Source organism: Enterobacter cloacae complex sp. ECC445 (assembly GCF_021892025.1).
Lineage (GTDB): Bacteria > Pseudomonadota > Gammaproteobacteria > Enterobacterales > Enterobacteriaceae > Enterobacter > Enterobacter chengduensis.
In genome coordinates, this window is record NZ_JAKLRZ010000021.1 from 114,626 (window position 1) to 136,275 (window position 21,650).

The following is a 21,650-nucleotide window of genomic DNA, read 5'->3' on the forward strand; positions in this document are numbered from 1 at the left end:
ACCGTTGCTGAACTATGGCTGAAGATCAAAACCCGCCTGCTGACGAGCAGGACAAAAACAATAATGAGCGTAAGCGCCCGGGCAAAAAACCATTAATTATCCTCGGCATTGTCGTGGTGGTGATGGTCGTTGTGGCGCTGGTGTGGTGGCTTTTAACCCGTAACCAGGAGACGACTGACGACGCCTTTACCGACGGCGACGTGGTGACGATTGCCCCCAAAGCGGCGGGCTACGTCACCGAGCTGCGGGTGCGCGATAACCAGCGCGTGAAAAAGGGCGATTTGCTGGTGGTCATCGATCCGCGTGACACCACCGCGCAGCGCGATCAGGCCCAGGCCCAGCTTGGCCTGGCTATCGCGCAGCTGCATCAGGCCCAGGCGCAGCTGGCGCTCTCAAAGGTGCAGTATCCCGCCCAGCGTGACGAAGCCAAAGCGCAGGTGCTGAAAGCGCAGGCTGATTTGGCGAACGCGCAGGCGGAGTACCGTCGCCAGCGCGGCGTCGACCCGCGCGCGACCACCCAGCAAAGTATTGATTCCGCGAACGCCCAGCTGCGTAGCGCCCAGGCGGGCCTTGCCAGCGCGCAGGCGCAGCTGGAAGTGGCGGAGCAGGTACAGCTGCAAATCCGCCAGCAGGAAACCAACGTTGAAGCGCGGGAGCGTCAGGTTGAGCAGGCAAAGGCACAGCTGGAAACGGCTAACCTGAACCTCTCTTACACCGAAGTCCGCGCCCCGTTCGACGGGTTTGTCACCAAACGCAACGTGCAGCCCGGCACGCTGGTGCAGGCGGGCACCGCGCTATTCTCGCTGGTTTCCACGAACGTGTGGGTAGTGGCGAACTTCAAAGAGTCCCAGCTCGAGCGCATGAAGCCCGGCGACAAGGTCACGGTGTCCGTCGACGCGTGGCCTGACATGGCGCTTGAGGGCCACGTTGACAGTATCCAGCAGGGCAGCGGCTCGCGCTTCTCTGCCTTCCCGGCAGAAAATGCCACCGGTAACTTTGTCAAAATCGTGCAGCGCGTGCCGGTGAAAATCGTCATTGATAAGGGACTCGATGCCAACAAACCGCTGCCGCTGGGCCTGTCGGTGGCGCCGAAGGTGACGGTCGAATGACGGATCACAGCCACGACAGCTGGAAACCCGCCAGCAATCCGTGGGCGGTGGCGATTGTCGTCACCCTGGCGGTGTTTATGGAAATTCTGGACACCACTATCGTCAACGTGGCGCTGCCCCACGTGGCGGGCTCGCTCTCGTCCAGCTATGACGAATCTACCTGGGTGTTAACCAGCTATCTGGTGGCGAACGGCATCGTGCTGCCCATTTCGGCGTTTCTGAGCCGGGTGTTTGGCCGCAAGCAGTTCTTCCTGATCTGCATCGTGATGTTCACCGTCTGCTCGTTCCTCTGCGGCATCGCCACCGAGCTGTGGCAGATCATCCTGTTCCGCGTGATGCAGGGCTTCTTTGGCGGCGGGCTGCAGCCCACGCAGCAGTCGGTGCTGCTCGACTACTTCAAGCCGGAGGACAGGGGCAAAGCGTTCGGGCTTTCTTCCATCGCCATTATCGTTGCGCCGGTGCTTGGCCCGACGCTGGGCGGCTGGATCACCGACAACTACTCCTGGCGCTGGGTGTTCTTTATCAACATTCCGGTGGGGATTGTCACGGTGCTGGCGATCTATCAGCTGCTGGAGGATCCGCCCTGGGAGAGCAAGTCAAAAGAGAAGCTGAGCATCGACTGGACGGGGATCGGCCTGATCGCCCTGGGGCTGGGCTGCCTGCAGGTGATGCTTGACCGGGGGGAAGATGAGGACTGGTTTAACTCGAACTTTACCCGCACGTTCGCGGTATTAACGCTGATCGGCATTATCGGCGCGATTTACTGGCTGATGTATGCCAAAAAGCCGGTGGTGGACCTGCACTGCATGAAGGACCGCAACTTCGCTATCTCCAGCCTGCTGATGGCAGGAATGGCGATGATCCTGTACGGCAGCTCGGTGGTGATCCCGCAGCTGGCGCAGCAGGATCTGGGCTACACGGCGACGTGGTCAGGGCTGGTGCTGTCGCCCGGCGCGGTGCTGATCGTGCTGACCATCCCGCTGGTATTGAAGCTGATGCCGGTGGTGCAGACGCGCTGGATCATTGCCTTTGGCTTTACCTGCCTCGCGGTGTCGTTCTTCTGGTCGCGCACGCTGACGCCGGATATCGATTTCGAAACGCTGGTGCTGTTCCGCAGCGCCCAGTCGATCGGGCTGGGGTTCCTGTTTGTGCCCCTCACCACCATTGCCTTTATTTCGATCCCGAGACGGCTTAATGCCGATGCGGCGGCGCTGTTCACCATGTTCCGCAACGTCGCGGGTTCGATTGGGATTTCGCTGTCGACGGCGGCCATCACCGAACGATCTCAGGCGCACAGCGCGCATCTGGCGTACCACGCCTCGCCGTTTAACGAGCAGTTCCAGCTGGCGATACGCGAAAGCGCGCAGGCGATCCAGAACTTCACCACCCAGGTGGGTGACCCCACCGGGATCGCCACCGGACGCCTGTACCAGACCATGATCGAACAGTCCCGTTTTCTGGCCTACATCGACGTCTTCACCCTCCTGAGCGTCGTGGCCCTGTTGCTGATTCCGTTTTGTTTGTTGCTCTCGCCGGTTAAGAGCGAGGGGAGTGCAGGAGCACATTGATGATACACAGACGTTTACACCCCCTGATGATAATGCTGCTGGCGGGCTGCGCCGTTGGGCCGGACTACCAGCAGCCCGCACCACCTTCCGTCACGCACTGGAACGATAAGGGCGACAGCGCGGTGAAATCGCAAACGTCCTCCGCCGCGACCAACCCGCGCTGGTGGAAGACCTTCGGCTCGCCGCAGCTCGATAGCCTCGTTGAACGGGCTATTGCCGGAAACCTGACCCTGCAGCAGACGGTGCTGCGCATCGCCGGGGCGCGCGAGCAGATTAACCAGGCGGGCGGGGCGTTTTACCCAGCGGTAAACGGCAATCTGCAGGCGACGCGCCAGCAGCTCGGCCTGGAAGGGGAGCTAAAATCCCACGGCGTATACGATCAGGTGGATAGCATCGATCCCAACCTGAAGGGCGCGCTGGGGCCGCTGACGCAGCCGATTAACCTCTACCAGGGCAGCTTCGACGCCCAGTGGGAAATCGACCTGTGGGGCAAGGTGCGCCGTCAGGTGGAAGCCGCCGAAGCGCAGCAGAAAGCCGCTATCGAGCAGCGCAACGACGCGCTGGTGTCGCTGGAGGCGGAAGTGGCGCGCGCGTGGCTCCAGCTGCGCGGGGCGCAGAGCGTTATCGCCACGCTGAACACCCAGATTAAAAGCGCCCAGCAGACGCTGGATCTGACCGAAAGCCGCCAGCGGGGCGGGCTGTCGCCGCAGATGGACGTGGAAAACGCCCGGGCGCAGTTAGGCAACCTTGAAGCACAGCTGCCGCAGTACCAGGCGCAGGAGCGGCAGGCGATGAATGGCCTGGCGATCCTGCTCGGCAAGCCGCCGGGGGCGCTGGATGCGGAACTACAGCGCGTGCAGCCGATGCCCGCGCTGCCGGATATCGTGCAGACCGGCATTCCGTCGACGCTGGCGCGACGCCGTCCGGACGTGCGCGAAGCCGAGGCGAACCTGCATGCCGCCACGGCGCAAATCGGCGTTTCGGTGGCCGAGCTGTTCCCGAGCTTTACCCTCTCCGGGCAGTTTGGCCTGCGCAACAGCGAAACCAATTGGCTAACCGACTGGAGCAGCCACTTCTACAGCTTCGGCCCGCAGGTCTCCATCCCCATTTTCCAGGGCGGTCGGCTGGTCTCCAGCGTCAAGGTGGCGCGCGCGCAGCAGGGGGCGGCGGTGCTGGACTATCGTCAGACGGTGCTCACCGCGCTTGGCGATGTGGAAAATGCGCTGGTGAGCTATCGCACCGACCAGCAGCGTGAAGCGGGGCTGGCGAAAACCATCGACGCGCTGCAAAACGCCTTCGATCTGGCGAGCGACAGCTACCGGCAGGGGATCGCCAGCTTTATCGACGTGCTGGACGCCCAGCGTCAGCTGGCCCAGGCCCAGCAGCAGCGCGCGCAGGCGCAGGTGCAAAGCGCGCTCGATTTGGTGGCGCTCTACAAGGCGCTCGGCGGCGGCTGGGAGCCGTATCAGCAGGTGCAGTTACCGGACTACAGCGTCTTTGGCGACGCCCCGCGCGGATAACTATTCAGAGGATTGGGCAAGAAACGGACAGGAACGCCACATTCGCGATGGCCGCGGGGCGGGTATAACTATCGGGTACCCCTTAAACGACATGCGAGGATTATCTTATGCGTTATCAAAAACTGGGCAATACCGGTCTGTTCGTTTCTGAACTGTGCCTCGGCACCATGACCTTCGGCGGTGAAGGCGGCATGTGGGGCAAGATTGGCCAGCTCCAGCAGAGCGAAGCAGAACAGCTGGTGGGCCGCGCGCTGGATGCCGGGATCAACTTTATCGATACCGCGGACGTGTACTCGGAAGGGCGTTCGGAGGAGATCACCGGTCAGGCGCTGAAGAACCTGAAGATCCCCCGCGAGAACGTGGTGGTCGCCACCAAAGTGTTCGGCGAAACGGGGACGGCAGGGGTGAACTCGCGCGGCAGCTCGCGCTATCACATTATCAGCAGCGTGAAGGAGAGCCTGCGCCGCCTGCAGCTCGATCATATCGATCTCTACCAGCTGCACGGCTTCGACCCGGCCACGCCGATTGAAGAGACGCTGTACGCGCTGGATAACCTGGTGCAGCACGGTCACGTGCGCTATATCGGCGTGTCGAACTGGGCGGCGTGGCAGATTGCCAAAGCGCTGGGCATTTCCGAGCGGCTCGGGCTGGCGCGCTTCGCGTCGCTGCAGGCGTATTACACCATCGCCGGGCGCGATCTGGAACGCGAGCTGGTGCCGATGATGCAGAGCGAAGGCGTCGGGCTGATGGTCTGGAGCCCGCTGGCGGGCGGCCTGCTGAGCGGGAAATATGGCCGCGACGGCCAAAGTGAAGCCGGTGGTCGCCGTCTGGAGTTTGACTTCCCGCCGGTGAACAAAGATCGCGCCTTCGACTGCGTGGACGTGATGCGCACGATTGCCGAAAGCAAGGGCGTCTCCGTCGCGCAAATCGCGCTGGCGTGGCTGCTGCATCAAAAAGCGGTGACCAGCGTGATTGTTGGCGCGAAGCGCGTTGAGCAGCTGGATGACAATATCGCCGCAACCGGGATCCACTTAGGCGAAGACGAGCTTAAACAGTTTGATGCCGTCAGCGCGCTGCCGCGGGAATATCCGGGCTGGATGCTTGAGCGCCAGGGGGAATATCGTCGTAACCAGCTTGCACAGCAATAACCGTCCTCTCCCCGGTGGCGCTTCGCATACCGGGGCTACTTTCCGTTGTATAGCCATAATAGAGTTATGTCACTATTCAATTTTGAGCAATTAAAGTTATGTCACTATTCACATTAAGTGTATGAAATATACCAATCCATTTCCTATGAAATGCTTTTACAAATTTTTCTTAAAGGATGTTTGATGTAGACGACTTGAGATGAAGCAGTTAGTAACTTTGGTATTGCGCTTTTTACCCCTAAAATGCCTATGTGTAATGGTATAATGCAGTTAACTTAGTAAATTGATGGAAAAAGTAAGAAAATGCCAAAATGGCCTCTAAACCACTGTTTAGTTGGCCTGCATGTCTTGGTAGATAAGGTTTAATAGCTTGTAAACTGTTATGTCCTTTAACAGCTTAGAGGCTGTTAAAAAAACGTTTTCGATTTTGATTCGTCAGTACGGAAGGTTATCATGAGTACTCAATACTATTTGAAAACGTTGAATCAGTTACGCCCCGTTCTGGAAGGTTTCCGCAAATCCAAAGGACTTACTTAAAGATAGCTTTCTGAACGATTGGGTGTAACACAGCAAACTTACGCACGTTTGGAAGCAAACCCAGCAACTGCAAGTTTTAAGCGCTTGTATAAGGTGTTTAGTATGCTGGGAGTAAAGCTCGTACTTTCATCAAGGGAACCATTAGCAGATTCAAAGTCTCAGTCCATTACAAAGCAGCAGGACGCAGCGCTACCTGCTAGGCGGGAGACATGGTGACTTTATAAACGACACTGATAATTCAACCGTACATTAAGCATTTGAGTATACCCAGAAAATCCTACCATTTTTAACCCAGAAATGGGATTTACAACCGTCTTTTAACCCTACCGAGGGGGGTAATGATAGTAACCGGTTGAATCGCAACGGATAATCTAGAGACTTCTGAGCCGTTGATAATATAGGTTTTCATATTCAACCGATGGTATGTGCTCGCTTGAACCATGCCGACGCTTACTGTTATAAAACATTTCGATGTAATCAAAAATATCGCTTCTGGCTTCGTCTCTCGTTCCGTAGATCCTTTTCTTAATCTGTTCGCGTTTCAGTAGCTGGAAAAAGCTTTTCGCAACCGCGTTGTCATGGCAGTTACCGCGACGACTCATGCTGCCTTCCAGACAGTGTGATTTCAGGAACGTCTGCCACTCATAGCTCGTGTACTGACTGTCCTGATCCGAATGAACCAGTACATGCTTCTGAAGATTACGCCTCCACCCCGCCATAAGTAATGCGTTCAGGACAATCTCTTTTGTCATGCGGGGTTGCATTGACTAGCCGATAACTTTTCGGGAGAACAGGTCAACCACTACGGCCAGATACAGCCAGCCTTCGTGGGTTCGGATGTAGGTTATGTCCGTCACCCAACGCTCATCCGGTGAGTCCGGATTGAACTTCCGCTGGAGCCTGTTGGGTGTCAAGATGCTGGCTTCTCCTTTACGTGCCCGTGGGCTGCTGTACCCAACCTGAGCTTTGATTCCGGCGCGCTTCATCAGCCGCCAGACATGGTTCACTCCGCACTGCTGTCCGGTATCACGCAGATCTAGATGGATCTTGCGGTAACCATAGACGCAGCCAGACTCAAGCCAGGACTGTTTGATCTGCCCGGTCAGCATCTGGTCTGTCTGGTGACGCTGTGAATGTGGCTGCTGAAGCCAGAAGTAAAATCCCCTCGGATGGACATCCAGAACCCGACAGAGCAAACGAACAGGCCAGCAACGGCTGTTGTCGCGGATAAAGGCGTACCTCAGTCGGACAGCTTTGCGAAGTACGCCGCAGCATTTGTAATATGTCCCGTTCGTCCGTAACCCGCTTCAACTCTTTCTGAAGACGGCGGATTTCGGCCTGCGCATCTGAACGTTTATTATTAGTGGAAGAATCCGGACCGAACTTTTTTATCCAGGCGTAAAGAATGTGAGTGGTAACATCGAGACGTGTTGCAACACTGGAAATGGAATGACCACGATCAACAACCTGTTTGACTGCTTCAATTTTAAACTCTTCAGGATAACGCTTACCGCTCATGGTCACCTCTCTTTAAGTCATCTTAAATGACTCTGAGGTGTCTGTTAAACCCGTGGCGATTCACTAATATAAACTAAACATTAGCTTATTAGATGTATTGTTTCTTGAGTCGGATATAAGCCTTGATTAAGCAAATATCCGACGTTGTTAATTGGGTGAGATATGTATTGCTTAAATATTTTCTGGGAGGTTATGAACCTCTTTAAGAATACCTTTAGAGATAACAATATATCCCCTTTCTTTTAAATCCGAAAGAATGCGCATAATGCCGCTTCGTGAACGACGGGTTTTACTACGGATATAGTTTTCTGCTAAAATTGATTCGCGAACATCTTCCGGGAGGTTGATCAGTTCATAGAGTTGATGACGAACAACATTATAAGTTGAGGGGGTAGTAAGCTTAAATATTCTCTCAATAACCATGCTGGCCATGGCTAGCTGGTGACGCGAAAAATCTTCCCATAAGTTGTGCTCAGTCAACAACTCAAACAATTTTTCTCGCTCAATTATAGCAATCTCCGAAGGGAGAATGGTTTTGAGGACATAAACAGGGGTAGTATCTGGGGGGAGTGAAATCGCTCCTCGCAGAGTTGGTGCATCGAACAAATCGATCAGGATATCATCCGGTTGCCGGTACATTGAAACTGCCCCAGAGCGAATAAAATAGCATATCTGTGTTTTTTCAGCAGTAAGGGTGTAACGTGTATTTACTCCAACGAGCTGGTACTGAAGAAAAGGGGAAAGTTTATCCATTAATACTATCAGCCTGCTGGGATCTGTTCGAGTTGACTTAATATTAATATTGGGCATAAGTTTGCATAAGATTCGTAACAAGGAGAAATCATTTAATTCTAGATGCAACATAACGAATAGTCAAATCGTTCTTTTATAAAAAAGGAACTTAAAATCTATGCATGTTATAGCATAGGGTTTCACTGCGAAATCCTATGCTATAAGATTATGACAATTTCATGATAACCATATTGTCCATATTCAAATAAAAAAAACCATGTTCTATATCTATCAACAGCGGAGTGCATGGATACCTTTCAGGCTGTTCCTCTTCTATCAGATAGTCTATATCGACTTTAGAAAACATACTTAAATTATGTGCCGCCAAGTACCATTCTTTATATTCATCAAATGAATGCAATATAAGCGGTTTATTATAAACCATTACCAGTTGTACGTTCTTACATGACGCTTGACTCATAAAGTTACTTCCTCTTTAGGTTCAAAGTTAGTTAATAACGTATAAATCACGTTATTTCAATAAACGATGTATTTTTTTAATCCAAAAATAGACATGGTAAGTTGAATTTTTATTTCTAAATGGTGGGTTATTCTTCCGGTCCATTTTGGGACCATAGGAATGTTGTAAGGAACTTTATCAAGTCGCAAAATAATACGCATCTCAGTTGAACAACGTTTTAACTGAAATGTAGATGTTATTGTAAAATAATTGTTAGCCTTTGAGATGAATGAAATGAATACAAAAAAACTTGCTTTAATTGCTGCCATGATTACAACTGCTTTAATGGCCAATGCAAATGCTGCCGATCAGGGGCACGGTAAAGTGACATTCACTGGGTCAATCATCGATGCTCCATGCTCTATCAGTCCAGATAGCATCGACCAAACAGTGAGTCTGGGAGAAATTTCGCAAGCGGCGCTTGAAAATAATGGCACAAATGATGGCACTTCGGTTCCACAAAACTTTGAAATTAAACTGGAAAACTGCACTGATGTGACTTCAAAAACCGTTACAACCACTTTCACCGGTGCTGAGGGGGCGACAGCTGGTTCCTTAGGTATCACCGGTACGGCCAAAGGTGCCAGTATTATCCTGACTAACGGTGACGGTAATCAAGTCAAATTGGGTGAAGCAACTGCCCCACACATGTTACAGGATGGTAATAATACCATGCTCTTTTCCGCTTACTTACAGGGCGATGGTGCGACTGCCACTGTAACTCCTGGCGATTTCTCCGCAATTGCTGATTTCACTCTTGCATATCAATAATCGCAGGACCTGAGTTGTATACGTACACGCCGCCCCCACTGGCGTGTACGCATTTAAAATATCAGAATCGGAAACTATGAGTAAATTAATGTACGCCGTACTGACGTTTTTATTTACCGCAACGGCTTTTGCGTCACAGATATCACAGCAAGAATTTGAACCTTCATCAGTGTTTGACCCAGCATTATCCGGACGTGTTAACATGAATGGTTCTATTATCTTTAGCGCCTGTGATATTGATACCGGTGACGGGTATCAGGAAATTAATATGCCAGGGGAAACACTCGGTCATATTAAAAGAGCTGGAATGGGTGAACCCCATAATTTTCACATTCAGTTGACAAACTGCACGCTGGATTCTTCGGATAAATCAGGCATTTGGCAGTATCTGAACATCATTTTTGACGGTGATGACGATGAAGGCTTTTTTAGAGTAAGTGGCAATGCTGGCGGTGTGGCACTGCAACTGCAAGATAGAAACGGCGAGGTAATTCATCCTGGAAAACCTGTTCAAGTGCAGCAGGCTTCAGATGTAGAGAACCGACTAGATTATCAATTCAGGATTAGAAATATGATGCGAGATTTAACGGTTGGTGATTACAACGCCATTATTAGATATCGAATAGAATATTTCTGAGCTCAGACTTGAGCACTGCTTGTTTTCTTATGATGTGATCGTCAGTTTACTGGTGTGGCGGATATGACTTACGCAAAACTCAAAAATGAATTTGGAACAAGGGTCGCTAAGTATTCGGTGTTGGCCGCCTTTATATTTCTCTATTGTCACGGTAATGTTAATGCCGCAGATGATATCCAGTTTAATACTGATGTACTAGATATTAAGGACAGAGAAAATATTGATTTAAGCCACTTTTCGAAGCGTGGCTATCTTATGCCGGGTGTGTATACCTTTAATATAAAAATTAATCAGAACGAACTGGAAGAACAACCTATATCCGTCTATCCAGATGAGAATGACGGTAAGGATTCGAAAGTCTGCTTTACGCCAAATGTAGTGAAAAAGCTGGGTTTTAAAGAAGATAGCGCAAAAGCGTTCACCCTTTGGCACAACAATGAATGCGTGGACATCACTACTCTTAAAGGGGTGGAGGTGAGTCCAGACCTTAGTGCGGCGGTGTTGACCATCAGCGTTCCGCAGGCATACGTGGAATACACTGATGACAACTGGGTACCGAGCAGCATGTGGGACGAGGGCATACCAGGTCTACTGGCTGATTACAATTTCAATGCCCAGGCCCGCCAGAACCAGCACGGTGGCGATGAGAACAGTGTCTCCGGTAACGGTACCTTCGGTGCGAATCTAGGAGCATGGCGTGCTCGCGCGGACTGGCAGACGAACTATGATGATCAGTCCGGTGAAGATGACGGTTCTGCTCAGAAACAGTGGACATGGAGCCGAGTGTATCTCTACCGAGCACTAACAACCCTGAAAGCAAAGTTGACGCTGGGTGAGGACTACCTTAATTCTGATCTGTTCGACAGCTTTCGGTTCACCGGCGCCAGTGTTGTTTCCGATGACAATATGCTGCCACCGAACCTACGCGGTTATGCACCTGAGGTGACTGGAGTTGCAAAAACTAACGCAAAAGTGACAATTTCCCAGCAGGGCCGTGTGATTTATGAAACCCAAGTTGCAGCGGGACCATTTTCCATACAGGACCTGAATAATGCTGTATCCGGCATGCTGGACGTAAAGGTGCAGGAACAGGACGGTTCTGTGCAGGAGTTTAAGGTCAGCACTGCCAGCATTCCCTATCTGACCCGTCCGGGCAGCGTTCGCTACAAAGTGTTTGCAGGAAAACCGACCAGTTATGATCACCGTACCGAAGGCGAAACCTTTGGTTCGGGAGAATTTTCCTGGGGTATCAGCAACGGTTGGTCACTTTACGGTGGGTTGGTAAGTAGCAGTGATTATCTTTCCATGGCAGCCGGTATCGGCCGTGATTTGATGGTGCTGGGCGCCGTGGCGTTCGACGTCACTCGCTCAGACGCTAGACTGGACGACCAGGATCTTCAAGGGCAGTCATACCGGGTTAGCTATTCGAAACGTTTTGATGACACAGGTAGTCAAGTGACATTCGCGGGTTATCGTTTCTCAGAAAAAGATTATATGAGCTTTAACGACTACCTGAACTATACGACGAGCCAGGATGACTTTATGCAGAGCCGGGAAATGTACACGGCGACCTTCAGCCAAACATTTAAATCGCTGGGGCTTTCCGCATATCTGAACTATTCTCATCAGACTTACTGGAATAACCCTGCAGAAGACCGCTATAACCTGTCGCTCTCCCGTTACTTCGATATCGGTAAATGGAAGAATATAAACGGTTCGCTGACCGGCTATCGCAACAAGTTTAACGGTGAGAACGATGATGGCATGTACCTTTCGCTTTCCGTGCCATGGGGAGATTCCGGCTCACTCAGCTATAACGGCTCAGTGAACGGAGACAGTAATACCCATAATTTGTCTTATTTCGACCACCTTAAAAATGGCGATAACTACCGAATAGCGGCGGGTGGCAGTGAGGATGGCGGTACTCTCAGTGGGTATTACGACCATTCTGCGGATATAGCTGACATTACCGCCAACGTCGATTACCAGCAGAACCAGTACACTTCCGCTGGTCTGTCCCTGCGGGGCGGGATGACGGCGACAACCCATGGCGCGGCACTGCACCGGGCAAACAACCTGGGCGGCACCCGTGTGATGGTAGACACTGGTGATGCGACAGAGATTCCCGTACAAGGGTACAGCGACAGTACCAGAACTAATCTGTTCGGCAAGGCGGTGATCACCGAAGTTAGCGACTACAACAAAAATACCCTGAGTATCGATATTAATGACTTGCCGGATAATGCTGAAGCATCCACCTCGGTGGTACAGGCCACGCTGACTGAAGGAGCGATTGGTTACCGGAAGTTCAACGTCATTTCAGGAGAGAAAGCCATGGCAGTTATTCGTCTGGCTGATGGCAGTTTCCCGCCATTCGGCGCAAGCGTGCAGAACGCGGAGAAACAGGAAACCGGCATCGTCAATGATGAAGGACAGACGTATCTCTCCGGCCTTAAACCAGGGGTAAAACTGGATGTCAGCTGGGACGGAGATGTGCAGTGCATAGTCACCATACCAGAAAAACTAACAGGAATTAATCAGAACGGAAGTCTGTTGCTGCCGTGCCAGTAAGCGACGGTGAATATATCATTAATTGAGTATAAAAAATGAAAATGTTAAATCGTAATAACACCCTCTCCGTTCTGGTCATTGCCTTGAGTGGTCTGCTAGTCACGCAGCAAGCCAGTGCAGCCATCGCGCTGGACCGCACCCGAGTGATTGTGAACGGCGGCGATAAATCGGTCAGCCTCAACCTCACTAATGAGAACAAGAATCTGCCCTACCTGGCTCAGGGCTGGATTGAAGATGCACAAGGCAATAAGGTCACCTCACCACTGACTGTACTGCCGCCAGTGCAACGTGTGGAACCGGGTGCGAAAAGTCAGGTGAAGGTGCAGACCAGCCCTGCACTCAGTACGTTGCCTCAGGACAGAGAATCCTTGTTCTATTTCAACCTACGTGAAATTCCACCGCGCAGCAATAAGCCTAACACCCTGCAGATTGCCCTGCAGACACGCATTAAACTGTTCTACCGTCCGGCAGCTATAGCACTGGACAAGACCCAGGCGGCAAAGGGTGACTGGGTAGAAAAAGTCACGCTAAATCGTAAAGGCGATAAGTTTGTGGTGAACAACCCCACCCCGTATTACCTGACCATCGTTGAAGGGCGCCCGTCAGCAAAGGGTAGCCCGGTTAGCTTCCGGCCTTTAATGGTGGAGCCAAAAGGAGAAAGCACTATTGAAGCCGCTGCCAGTGTGCTTGGTAATTCGCCAGTACTGACCTATGTCAATGACTATGGCGGACGCCCCCAGATTCAGTTTACATGCAGTAGCGCAAGCTGTACGGCCAGCTTGCTGAAAGACAAATAATCTCCGCCTGAGGGAAGATCACAATGAACGGAATGATGAAAACGATACTGCTTACTGGTTTGCTTCTTGCTGTAGCTAGTACAGCCAATGCTGAAGATGAAAAATCTCTTGTGGATACAGGGACATTGTTTGTCCACGGTGACCTGCAGGAAAACACCTGCCGGATGACAATGGACTCAGCTTGGCAGGATGTGAACCTCGGTACTACCAGTCGAGCGGAAGTGGATCATGCTGGTAAAGCTGCAGAGCCAGTTAAAGTTAATATTTACTTGCATGACTGCCCAGAACTGGCTAGTTGGAGCAAAAATATAACACCAATGACTACTACTTTCAGCACATTGCAGCCTCCATATTCTGCACGATTTATGGGTGTGCAGGATGATTACAATCCGGAGTTGATAAAGGTTGTTGGTGCATCTGGCATCGGCTTGCGTCTGCGTGACAGCAAAGGGGCAACAGTGATGTTATCGCACAATAGTGACAGTATCCTGCTGAATCCAGGACAGAATCAGCTTACCTTCACTTTGCAGCCGGAACGCACCACCGCCCCATTCGTTGCCGGCCCGTATCACGCGCTGGTTAATTTCAGCATGATTTATCAGTAGGAGAGGCCTGTGAGCAGACTGAAATGGCAGAGCCTCTGGCTGGCAGTTGTGGTGATGTGCCAGGGGGCTATGGCCGCTCAGAACACCGCGCAAATTACTGTTAATGTAACGATTCATGCTTCACCCTGCGAAATAAACAATAATCAAAATATTGATGTAGATTTCGGCGACAACATAATTACCACCGATGTGGCAAAAGGTATTGTGGAAAAAGAAGTGAGCTACACTCTAGATTGTACTAATGCTGATCAGAGCAAAACGCTGGAAATGCGTATTAGCGGAGCGGAAACATCTTTTGACGAAACGTTACTTTCAACCAGTATTCCTGAATTAGGTATAAAGATGAAAGCGGATGGCAATGACTATCCAATAAATACAGATCTGGCTCTCGCTAATTCTGTCAGTAAACCAGTGCTTATAGCACAGTTGGTGCAACAGCCTGGCGCGCATTTGCCGACAGGTGGCTTCACCGCAGGTGCAACTATGACGGTGGATTACCAGTGAATCAGTTAATTAAAATCTTGGCTTTAGGTATGTTGCTACCTTTTACAGTGCAGTCCGCCGACAATATGGCTTTCCACGGTACCCTTGTAGCACCTCCTTGTACTATAAACAATGGTGAGACCATTGAGGTGTTTTTTGGCACAGACCTTGGGGTAAATAAAATTAATGGAACTAACTACAAACAACAGATCAACTACAGCGTGGACTGCGATGTGGGATATAGTGCAAACAATTTAGCAGTTGTTGTAGACACCACAACTCCGGCGAGCTTTGACTCTGCGGCCGTACTGACGAATAAAAATGGTCTGGCTGTCCGTATTCTGATGGATGGTTTGCCTGTTACATTTGCGCAGCGTGTGGCCATCAATAACCCGACCTCACCACCAAAAATTGAGGCTGTGCCCGTACAGGACCCTACAGTGACGCTCGATGAAGGATCCTTTGAAGCAACTATGACGCTGCGTGCAGATTATCTTTGAGTAAGGAGCCGGAATTGAAACTTTGTATACTGATTATCACTCTATTCGTACCTGTACTGGCATTAATTCCTGCTTACGCCATCGATAACGTCCACTTCTCAGGTGCTTTAGTAGCTGAACCCTGTACGTTACCTGATACTGACACCGATATTCATGTCGATTTCGGCACGGTAATTGAGAAGTATCTTTATCAGAATGAGCGAACAAAAGATATTCCGTTTACTATACATTTGGAAGATTGTGACACTAATGTGATGAATACGGTCAGCGTAACATTTGATGGTGTAGCAGATGATGAGTTAACGGACATGCTTGCGCTGGATGCATCCAGCACAGGGAAAGGGATGGCTATTGGTATGGAATTACCAGATGGTTCACCGCTTGTAATTAATAAAGCTACATCATACAAGCAATTAACCCAGGGAAGTAACGAGCTGACTTTTAATGCGTTTGTTCAAATAAAACCTACTGTGTTAAGTTCAAAACTGTTAGTTGCAGGTGATTTTTCTGCGATTAGCACTTTTGTTTTGTCTTATCAATAATTATCGAGTGATTTATGAAGCGATTGTTATATTTATTGTGTTTTATAATGCCATCTGTCATTGCTGGACAATATCCTGTAATTACATCTGTTGATGTACATTACGATAGCAAAGGGGCTGACTATAACTTTACCCAAAAGGTTATTGATATCGGACCTGCCAGTGAGACCAAAGTTCCCTCAAATTGGATGGTGGCATTAGGACATAAACATTATCTTACTGGTTATTATGATGTTGGTGTTCCTGCTGATAATCATGATTTTTTTTATAATTATGATAACTCTAAAACTATTGGGGAGCTTGTGATGGACGGATATAATAATCGAGGTTGGGGGAGCGTTAATTATATCAGACATAGTGGGCCAAATTTGGAAGGAGAATGCATTGCTTACTTTGCTGGCCCAGAGGTTTCAGGGTATCTGTCAACAGATTGGTCTAGAACTCTAACTCCTGGCGGTTGTTTGGCTATCCCTCCTGCAAATGAATGGTGCAATATCACTACTCCAGAAATATTACTTGAGCATGGTTCTATTACTCTTAGGCAGGCAGATGGCGATGTTGCATCAGCCTCGATTGGGGTGCAGTGTACAACAGCAATGGCTGTTACTTTTAATCTGATTACGCAGGATAAGTATGTCTATCTAGATGACGGGAGATCAGAGGTTACTGTTAATAATCAGCCACTTAACAGTAAAATAGATCTGCCTCAAGGTGACTCGCAAATGCCAATAAAAGATCTCCTCACAGGGGTAACAAAAGAAGGTTTTCATACCGGTTCTAGTGTTTTAGTTATGATGCCATATTAAATGATCAGGGAGGGATCGTCCTTCCCTGTAATTTTCCTGAACAATTAAAGCAATATTGAAATAAAATGCTCAAGATACATATTAACATTGATGATTTATTTTACTCACTTGGGTTGCAGGAACTTTTAAAACTATTTTTTAACAAATTGAATGTTGCTATTTCATTTAGTTTTGGTGATGAGAGAGAATTGCAATATACACCGAATGTTATAATTCATCATTTTATTAACGGTGAGTTATATGCCTGCCCGCAACACATTAAATTTAATGCCCCCATCTTAATTGGGGTGACTAATCAGAAAATCAATGAAAAAGATTTGCCAAATTGTTTTAAGGGCATAATTACTATTGGGTGTAAAACTAGCGTTGAAGAATTCTTAAAGTTACTAAATATCTTTACTTTAAACCATTTAAGAGACAATACGACCACTTCCTATTACAAATGGGTTGGTTGTTATAATTGTAAATCAATTAAATTAAACCCTGTGCAGGTTAATCTTCTAAAAATGATGGCTAAGGGTCTATCTTCGAAAGAAGCAGCAAATAGTATAAATATAAGCATAAAAACATTCTATTATTATAAGCGTTGCATCTATAAAAACTTTGGTTTGAACTGTGATAGTGATATGTTAAATTTAGTGTATAAACTTGGGTTTGTATAGTGGTTGTTGTTTATTATTTACATGCGAGGAGTTATTTGGTTTTATACGATAAATTATAAAAATTAAATTTTGAATTAACATATTTTTAATATTCCAACTTCAATCCCTTATGTGTCCTGAGTTTGGCTAAGTATAAAGATGGTTTTAAAAGTCTAGTAAGATGGCTTAACAAAAGCATTTACCATTTCTTTGTCAGGAAGAAAATATTTTCTCCATATCCTGCAATCTGCGCTACAATTTCATGCATGGTCAGTATTTCAATAACAAATGTTATCCGTCTGATATAATTGTAAATATCCCGCATGATTATCCGGTTGGACGAGCACGAACTGTTTGAAACTGTAGCCCCAGATAGCAACCAGACCTTCTGTCGCTCTTAATGTAAATCCAATCTCTTTCATTCGTCGCTCCGGCTCTGCGTGTTATCATGAACGAATCCCTGTGCATGGTTTTACATTTCCGTTATTTATCCTTTCAGCCAGTAGATCGCGCAGGGGACAGCCAACATCTCCCTAAGTAACTGAAGCATATCTCTTATAACTTCACTCTGAGTACGGTAATCCCAGTCCTGGAAGGTCTCTCCGCGACAGCGCCATGCACAGCTAGTCGACGCATTCTACTCACACCCCTTTCGAGGCCATCCTGACGTAAGCCCGAGTCATTACGGACATTCGCATCATTCTGAGCCTCGGCGGCACGATAATTGGCCCCAATAATATGGCGATTTCCGGTCACGCCATAAGGCAAGGGCGATCCTGGTAACGAAAATTGGGGGAGAGTTTGCGTGGATGCCTGGACCAAAACTGAAATAAAGGGTGAAATAAATACAAGTTCCTTAGGTCAAGAAATCTACTTCGTGGAAAGAGCGGATCTTACTATAGCAATTTTGTGTAGAAAAAAGTACGTAGATTATCTTTTTTGTTGCAATCACGAAGGAAATGCAGAGGAGCTATATTTCGTGTCCATCTAGGAAGGAAAAGATATTTGGTAAAGCTCTTTTTTATGTCAGGCATCGCTGTGCTGTTTTCTCAGAAAGTTAGTAAAAAATAAAAACACCAATGCATTAACATATGGTTTCATATTGTAATGGTTATTTATTTATAATATGCGGAAATAATTCAATTAAATTGAATGGTTCAATATTTAAAAGTCAAGAGCTATGCATTTGCTGTCTAATGGTTATATCTGATATTTGGTCTACATTTGGATTTTTTTTATGATTTGTTAGTGGTATAGCAAACAATATAATAAATGATGCCTAGATGTATTCATGTGGGTTATATATGCTCGATTCTGCAAAAAACTGCCCTTAAGTGACTTCTTGACGCCATTTATATTACCTGTTAAAAATCATCTTACGAAAGGTATGTTGTAGCTTTCATAAGACTTTTTTTCCCTGCAAAGGGGAAAATATTTTACTTTGCCACCAAAAGTATAGCGAGCAATGAGAAAAAAAGTATCGCCTCTTATCCTGTCATTATTTGTATTGTCGGGAGCGGCAAATGCCGCGTTAACATTAAACGCTGATCGTCTCGTTTATAATGAAAAAGATGGAGATGCATCAGTAACGATCCATAGTGATGAGCAGCGGTCTTATCTTATTCAGTCCTGGATTGACGCGGGAGAGACCTCGGCCACGAAAAAATTGCCATTTGTGGTAACACCGCCGTTGTTTCGTCTGACTCCAAAGAGCGATAACGTGATTCGAGTGGTTTATCTTGGCAATGGATTGCCAGCCGATCGCGAAAGCTTGTTTTGGCTGGATGTAAAAGGGATTCCTGGGCTTACCGACTCAGAAGCAAAAGTCGAAAACCGAATGGTGTTAGCCGTTAATAACCGTATTAAGTTCTTTTTCCGTCCGGCTGGCCTGAAGGGAGATCCTGGTGAGGCCGTGGAGAAGTTGCAGTGGTCACGTTCGGGTAGTAGTGTTACTGTTAATAATAACTCACCGTTTAATCTGGTATTAAGCGAGGTTCTTATTGATAAAGAGTCTGTCCCGGTTTCGGTCGTGAGTAATAACACGGTTATTCCGGCATTTGGCTATAAGTCTTATCAAATCAAACATACATTATCGGCTAATGCTAGTGTGGAATGGGATGCAATTAATGATTTTGGTGTTATTTCTAAAAAATACAACCAACATCTTGATTGAAAATTTAAATTATTATGCAAAACACAAGGATTTCGTGGCTTGCTTTATTCGTCGCGTCAGGGATACTTCGTCCTTTGTATGCAGGGGAATATTTCGATCCAGGGTTGCTGCAGACTGTTAATGGTGGAGCAACAATCAATGATACAACCCTATTAAGTCAGGGTTACCAACCTGCTGGGACTTATCAGGTGCATATTGACGTTAATGGTAAAGAGAGATTGGTGAGTGCTATTAGGTTTGAACTGAATAAAGATAAACAGCTCATTCCTTGTTTATCTTTTAATACCTATCAGAAGCTTGGGGTGGATATGAACAAAGTTGACTCAAAAAATGATGATAACGAGCTGACGAATGCCTGTAAGCCAATGGAGGAACAACTGCCGGGTACAAAAGTCGTTTATGACTTTGCAACACTCCAGCTTGATATCTCGATACCGCAAACCCTTTTACAGGATGAAAATGAACAGGGTATTCCCGTGGAAGAATGGGATGATGGCATTCCTGCGCTTATTACTCAGTACCAGTTGTCAGGACAGCAGTATATCCAACAGAGTACGAACACTAAAGATTCTGTTTTCGCAAACCTGACAAATGGAGTAAATATTGGCCGCTGGCGATACCGGAATAATTCCACCCTTAGCAACGATACGGGCTGGAAAAGTATTTCCAGCTATGCGGAAACCGCCGTACGTTCGCTCAAGGGTGAACTCACAGTGGGAGATGCAAGTACACCAGCGGATGTTTTCGATAGTCTACTGGTCCGCGGCGTCCAACTTAGCTCTGATGATGACATGCTTCCTGAGCAACTGAATGGGTTTGCACCGCTCATTCGCGGGATTGCAAAAAGTAACGCTAAGGTGACAGTCAGAGATAATGGTTATGTTATTTACCAGCGCAATGTGCCGCCAGGTCCTTTTGTCATTAGCGATCTCTCTGCCGTTTCTAATGGTGGCAAGCTGGACGTTACGGTGACGGAAGCTGATGGTTCTGAGTCTCAAAGCACAGTCGCTTACTCAAATGTGCCGCAATTGCTGCGCCTTGGACAATTCAAATACAGCCTCGTTGGCGGGCATTTTCTGTCAAACGAGGGGGCTGTCATGGATAACCCTGAAATCGCTCAGTTCACGTTATCCTATGGTTTGCCTATGAATACCACGCTGTATGGCGGAAGTCAGTTGCAGGATCAATTTAAGGCATTCAGCACGGGCATAGGGATTGACTTGCAGCGCTTTGGTGGAATCGCCGTAGATAATACCCATAGCCGTGCGCAACGTGAAAACACACCTGAATACACTGGAGATATGTTGCGTCTGACTTACCGCAATAGCATCCTGGAATCGAATACGCAAATTCAGTTGGACAATCGTCATTATCGACACGACTACCTGCCTTTCAACGATTGGGCCAATACACAAGATCTGTTTCAGGACAGTCGCAAGCGTCGGGAATACAACTTAACGCTTAACCAGGGACTCACGGCCGAACATAGCCTGTACGCCACGCTGAGCCGGACGGAAAGTGCCGATAACAGCATCTCCCGTTCATGGCAGATCGGCTGGAATGGTTCATGGAAGCTGACGAGCTTTTCGCTTGCCTGGAGTATGACGCGAAACGAAAGCGATGCTGAATGGGATAAACAACTGGCGTTCACGCTTTCCGTTCCGTTAGGTGAATGGTTCCCTGCCTCTCAGCCCATGATTAACTATACCACTACATCGGGGATGAAAGGCGATGTAAGCCAGCAGATGGGGATCGCTGGCAAAGTGGGAGAACGTCAGGATCTCAACTGGAATATGCAGATTTCCAGTGACACAGGGCGCGAAGGTGGTGATACGCAGAGCGGTTCTATGGGCCTCGATTATCAGGGAAAATATGGTGATATGAATGTCACTTACAACGCCGAACACAACCAATATTTCTCCTGGAATGCTTCCGGAAGTATTGTTGCCCATCGTCATGGCGTGACGGCAGGCCGTTACTCGAATAACAGTCTTGCGCTTGTCGCTATTCCGGAAGTCGCTGATATACCTCTAGATGGGGGGCTGAATATTTCCACTGACTGGCGTGGTTATGCGATCGTTCCTGATCTGCAAACTTATCGTCGTAATTCTCTCAGCATTGATAGCCATGCCAACAGAGATGTGGATTTTGTCAGCACTTCTGCTCAGGTTGTGCCGACTAAGGACGCAATTGTACTGGCGAAATTTGAAGCCATAAGCGGGCGTAAGGTGGTCATGACGGTGACCCACCAGGGGAAAATAGTGCCATTTGGCGCACGGGCAAATATTGAGGGCAGTGACGACACTTATTATGTCGGCGATATGGGACAAGTTTATCTGAACGCAGCACCTGACAGCGGAAGCGTAACATTTCGCTGGGGAGATAATCAAACCTGTTCAGCACCTTATAAGCTGCCAGAAAAAGGGGGTGAAAAGCTCCCTGTCGCAATACTATCCGTTGTGTGTCATTAAG

At 48.4% G+C, this 21,650-nt stretch carries 19 protein-coding genes and 2 pseudogenes; 17 read left to right on the forward strand and 4 right to left on the reverse strand.

The genetic code is table 11. The features are described from left to right. The first annotated feature begins 14 nt into the window (after nucleotides 1–14). From L6R44_RS16615 to L6R44_RS16635, 5 genes and pseudogenes are all read left to right on the forward strand, one after another. Nucleotides 15–1,109, forward strand: a complete 1,095-nt coding sequence (locus L6R44_RS16615; protein WP_032639066.1) for an HlyD family secretion protein — start codon at nucleotides 15–17, stop codon at nucleotides 1,107–1,109. Beyond that, the gene (locus L6R44_RS16620) at nucleotides 1,106–2,677 is read left to right on the forward strand and encodes a DHA2 family efflux MFS transporter permease subunit (protein ID WP_237424816.1); all 1,572 of its coding nucleotides are present in this window, start codon (nucleotides 1,106–1,108) and stop codon (nucleotides 2,675–2,677) included. The genes L6R44_RS16615 and L6R44_RS16620 overlap by 4 nt, the downstream gene beginning before the upstream one ends. Beyond that, complete coding sequence (locus tag L6R44_RS16625; RefSeq protein WP_237424817.1) at nucleotides 2,677–4,197, forward strand: efflux transporter outer membrane subunit; 1,521 nt, start codon at nucleotides 2,677–2,679, stop codon at nucleotides 4,195–4,197. The genes L6R44_RS16620 and L6R44_RS16625 overlap by 1 nt, the downstream gene beginning before the upstream one ends. A 107-nt stretch (nucleotides 4,198–4,304) precedes the next feature. Further along, complete coding sequence (locus L6R44_RS16630) at nucleotides 4,305–5,345, forward strand: aldo/keto reductase (RefSeq protein WP_237424818.1); 1,041 nt, start codon at nucleotides 4,305–4,307, stop codon at nucleotides 5,343–5,345. Between the two features lie 453 nt (nucleotides 5,346–5,798). After that, nucleotides 5,799–6,098 (forward strand): annotated as a pseudogene (locus L6R44_RS16635) (helix-turn-helix transcriptional regulator). 33 nt (nucleotides 6,099–6,131) lie between these two features. On the opposite strand, the gene L6R44_RS16640 reads toward L6R44_RS16635, so the two are convergent. The 4 genes and pseudogenes from L6R44_RS16640 to L6R44_RS16655 form a co-directional block, all read right to left on the reverse strand. Beyond that, entirely contained in the window at nucleotides 6,132–6,245 is a 114-nt protein-coding gene (locus L6R44_RS16640; RefSeq protein ID WP_237424819.1) for a DUF6527 family protein, read from the reverse strand. Nucleotides 6,246–6,253: 8 nt separating this feature from the next. Beyond that, nucleotides 6,254–7,400 (reverse strand): annotated as a pseudogene (locus L6R44_RS16645) (IS3 family transposase). Between the two features lie 171 nt (nucleotides 7,401–7,571). Continuing rightward, complete coding sequence (locus L6R44_RS16650) at nucleotides 7,572–8,153, reverse strand: helix-turn-helix domain-containing protein (RefSeq protein WP_237424820.1); 582 nt, start codon at nucleotides 8,151–8,153, stop codon at nucleotides 7,572–7,574. Nucleotides 8,154–8,358: 205 nt separating this feature from the next. After that, entirely contained in the window at nucleotides 8,359–8,613 is a 255-nt protein-coding gene (locus L6R44_RS16655; RefSeq protein ID WP_237424821.1) for a hypothetical protein, read from the reverse strand. A 273-nt stretch (nucleotides 8,614–8,886) separates the two neighbouring features. On the opposite strand from L6R44_RS16655, the gene L6R44_RS16660 reads away from it, so the two are divergent. From L6R44_RS16660 to L6R44_RS16715, 12 genes are all read left to right on the forward strand, one after another. After that, on the forward strand, nucleotides 8,887–9,423 hold the full coding sequence (locus tag L6R44_RS16660) for a fimbrial protein (RefSeq protein WP_237424822.1): 537 nt from the start codon (nucleotides 8,887–8,889) through the stop codon (nucleotides 9,421–9,423). Nucleotides 9,424–9,499: 76 nt separating this feature from the next. Further along, nucleotides 9,500–10,060 carry a fimbrial protein gene (locus L6R44_RS16665; RefSeq protein ID WP_237424823.1) on the forward strand — a complete coding sequence of 187 codons (561 nt, stop codon included), beginning with the start codon at nucleotides 9,500–9,502 and terminating at the stop codon, nucleotides 10,058–10,060. Nucleotides 10,061–10,123: 63 nt separating this feature from the next. Beyond that, the gene (locus L6R44_RS16670; RefSeq protein WP_237424824.1) at nucleotides 10,124–12,631 is read left to right on the forward strand and encodes an outer membrane usher protein; all 2,508 of its coding nucleotides are present in this window, start codon (nucleotides 10,124–10,126) and stop codon (nucleotides 12,629–12,631) included. Nucleotides 12,632–12,672: 41 nt separating this feature from the next. Next, a complete protein-coding gene (locus L6R44_RS16675; RefSeq protein ID WP_237424847.1) occupies nucleotides 12,673–13,428 on the forward strand; it encodes a fimbria/pilus periplasmic chaperone in 756 nt (251 codons plus the stop codon). Between the two features lie 32 nt (nucleotides 13,429–13,460). Then, nucleotides 13,461–14,033 (forward strand): fimbrial protein, encoded by a 573-nt coding sequence (locus L6R44_RS16680; RefSeq protein WP_442876509.1) that lies wholly within the window; start codon nucleotides 13,461–13,463, stop codon nucleotides 14,031–14,033. Nucleotides 14,034–14,042: 9 nt separating this feature from the next. Continuing rightward, the gene (locus L6R44_RS16685) at nucleotides 14,043–14,537 is read left to right on the forward strand and encodes a fimbrial protein (protein ID WP_237424826.1); all 495 of its coding nucleotides are present in this window, start codon (nucleotides 14,043–14,045) and stop codon (nucleotides 14,535–14,537) included. Then, the gene (locus L6R44_RS16690) at nucleotides 14,534–15,016 is read left to right on the forward strand and encodes a fimbrial protein (protein WP_237424827.1); all 483 of its coding nucleotides are present in this window, start codon (nucleotides 14,534–14,536) and stop codon (nucleotides 15,014–15,016) included. The genes L6R44_RS16685 and L6R44_RS16690 overlap by 4 nt, the downstream gene beginning before the upstream one ends. A 14-nt stretch (nucleotides 15,017–15,030) precedes the next feature. After that, nucleotides 15,031–15,558 (forward strand): fimbrial protein, encoded by a 528-nt coding sequence (locus tag L6R44_RS16695; RefSeq protein ID WP_237424828.1) that lies wholly within the window; start codon nucleotides 15,031–15,033, stop codon nucleotides 15,556–15,558. 14 nt (nucleotides 15,559–15,572) lie between these two features. Beyond that, nucleotides 15,573–16,364, forward strand: a complete 792-nt coding sequence (locus L6R44_RS16700) for a hypothetical protein (protein WP_237424829.1) — start codon at nucleotides 15,573–15,575, stop codon at nucleotides 16,362–16,364. 65 nt (nucleotides 16,365–16,429) lie between these two features. After that, nucleotides 16,430–17,026 carry a helix-turn-helix transcriptional regulator gene (locus tag L6R44_RS16705; RefSeq protein ID WP_237424830.1) on the forward strand — a complete coding sequence of 199 codons (597 nt, stop codon included), beginning with the start codon at nucleotides 16,430–16,432 and terminating at the stop codon, nucleotides 17,024–17,026. A gap of 1,444 nt (nucleotides 17,027–18,470) precedes the next feature. Then, nucleotides 18,471–19,178, forward strand: coding sequence for a fimbrial biogenesis chaperone (locus L6R44_RS16710; RefSeq protein WP_237424831.1), 708 nt, complete (start codon nucleotides 18,471–18,473; stop codon nucleotides 19,176–19,178). 14 nt (nucleotides 19,179–19,192) lie between these two features. Next, nucleotides 19,193–21,649 (forward strand): fimbria/pilus outer membrane usher protein, encoded by a 2,457-nt coding sequence (locus L6R44_RS16715; RefSeq protein WP_237424832.1) that lies wholly within the window; start codon nucleotides 19,193–19,195, stop codon nucleotides 21,647–21,649. Nucleotide 21,650 lies beyond the last annotated feature (1 nt).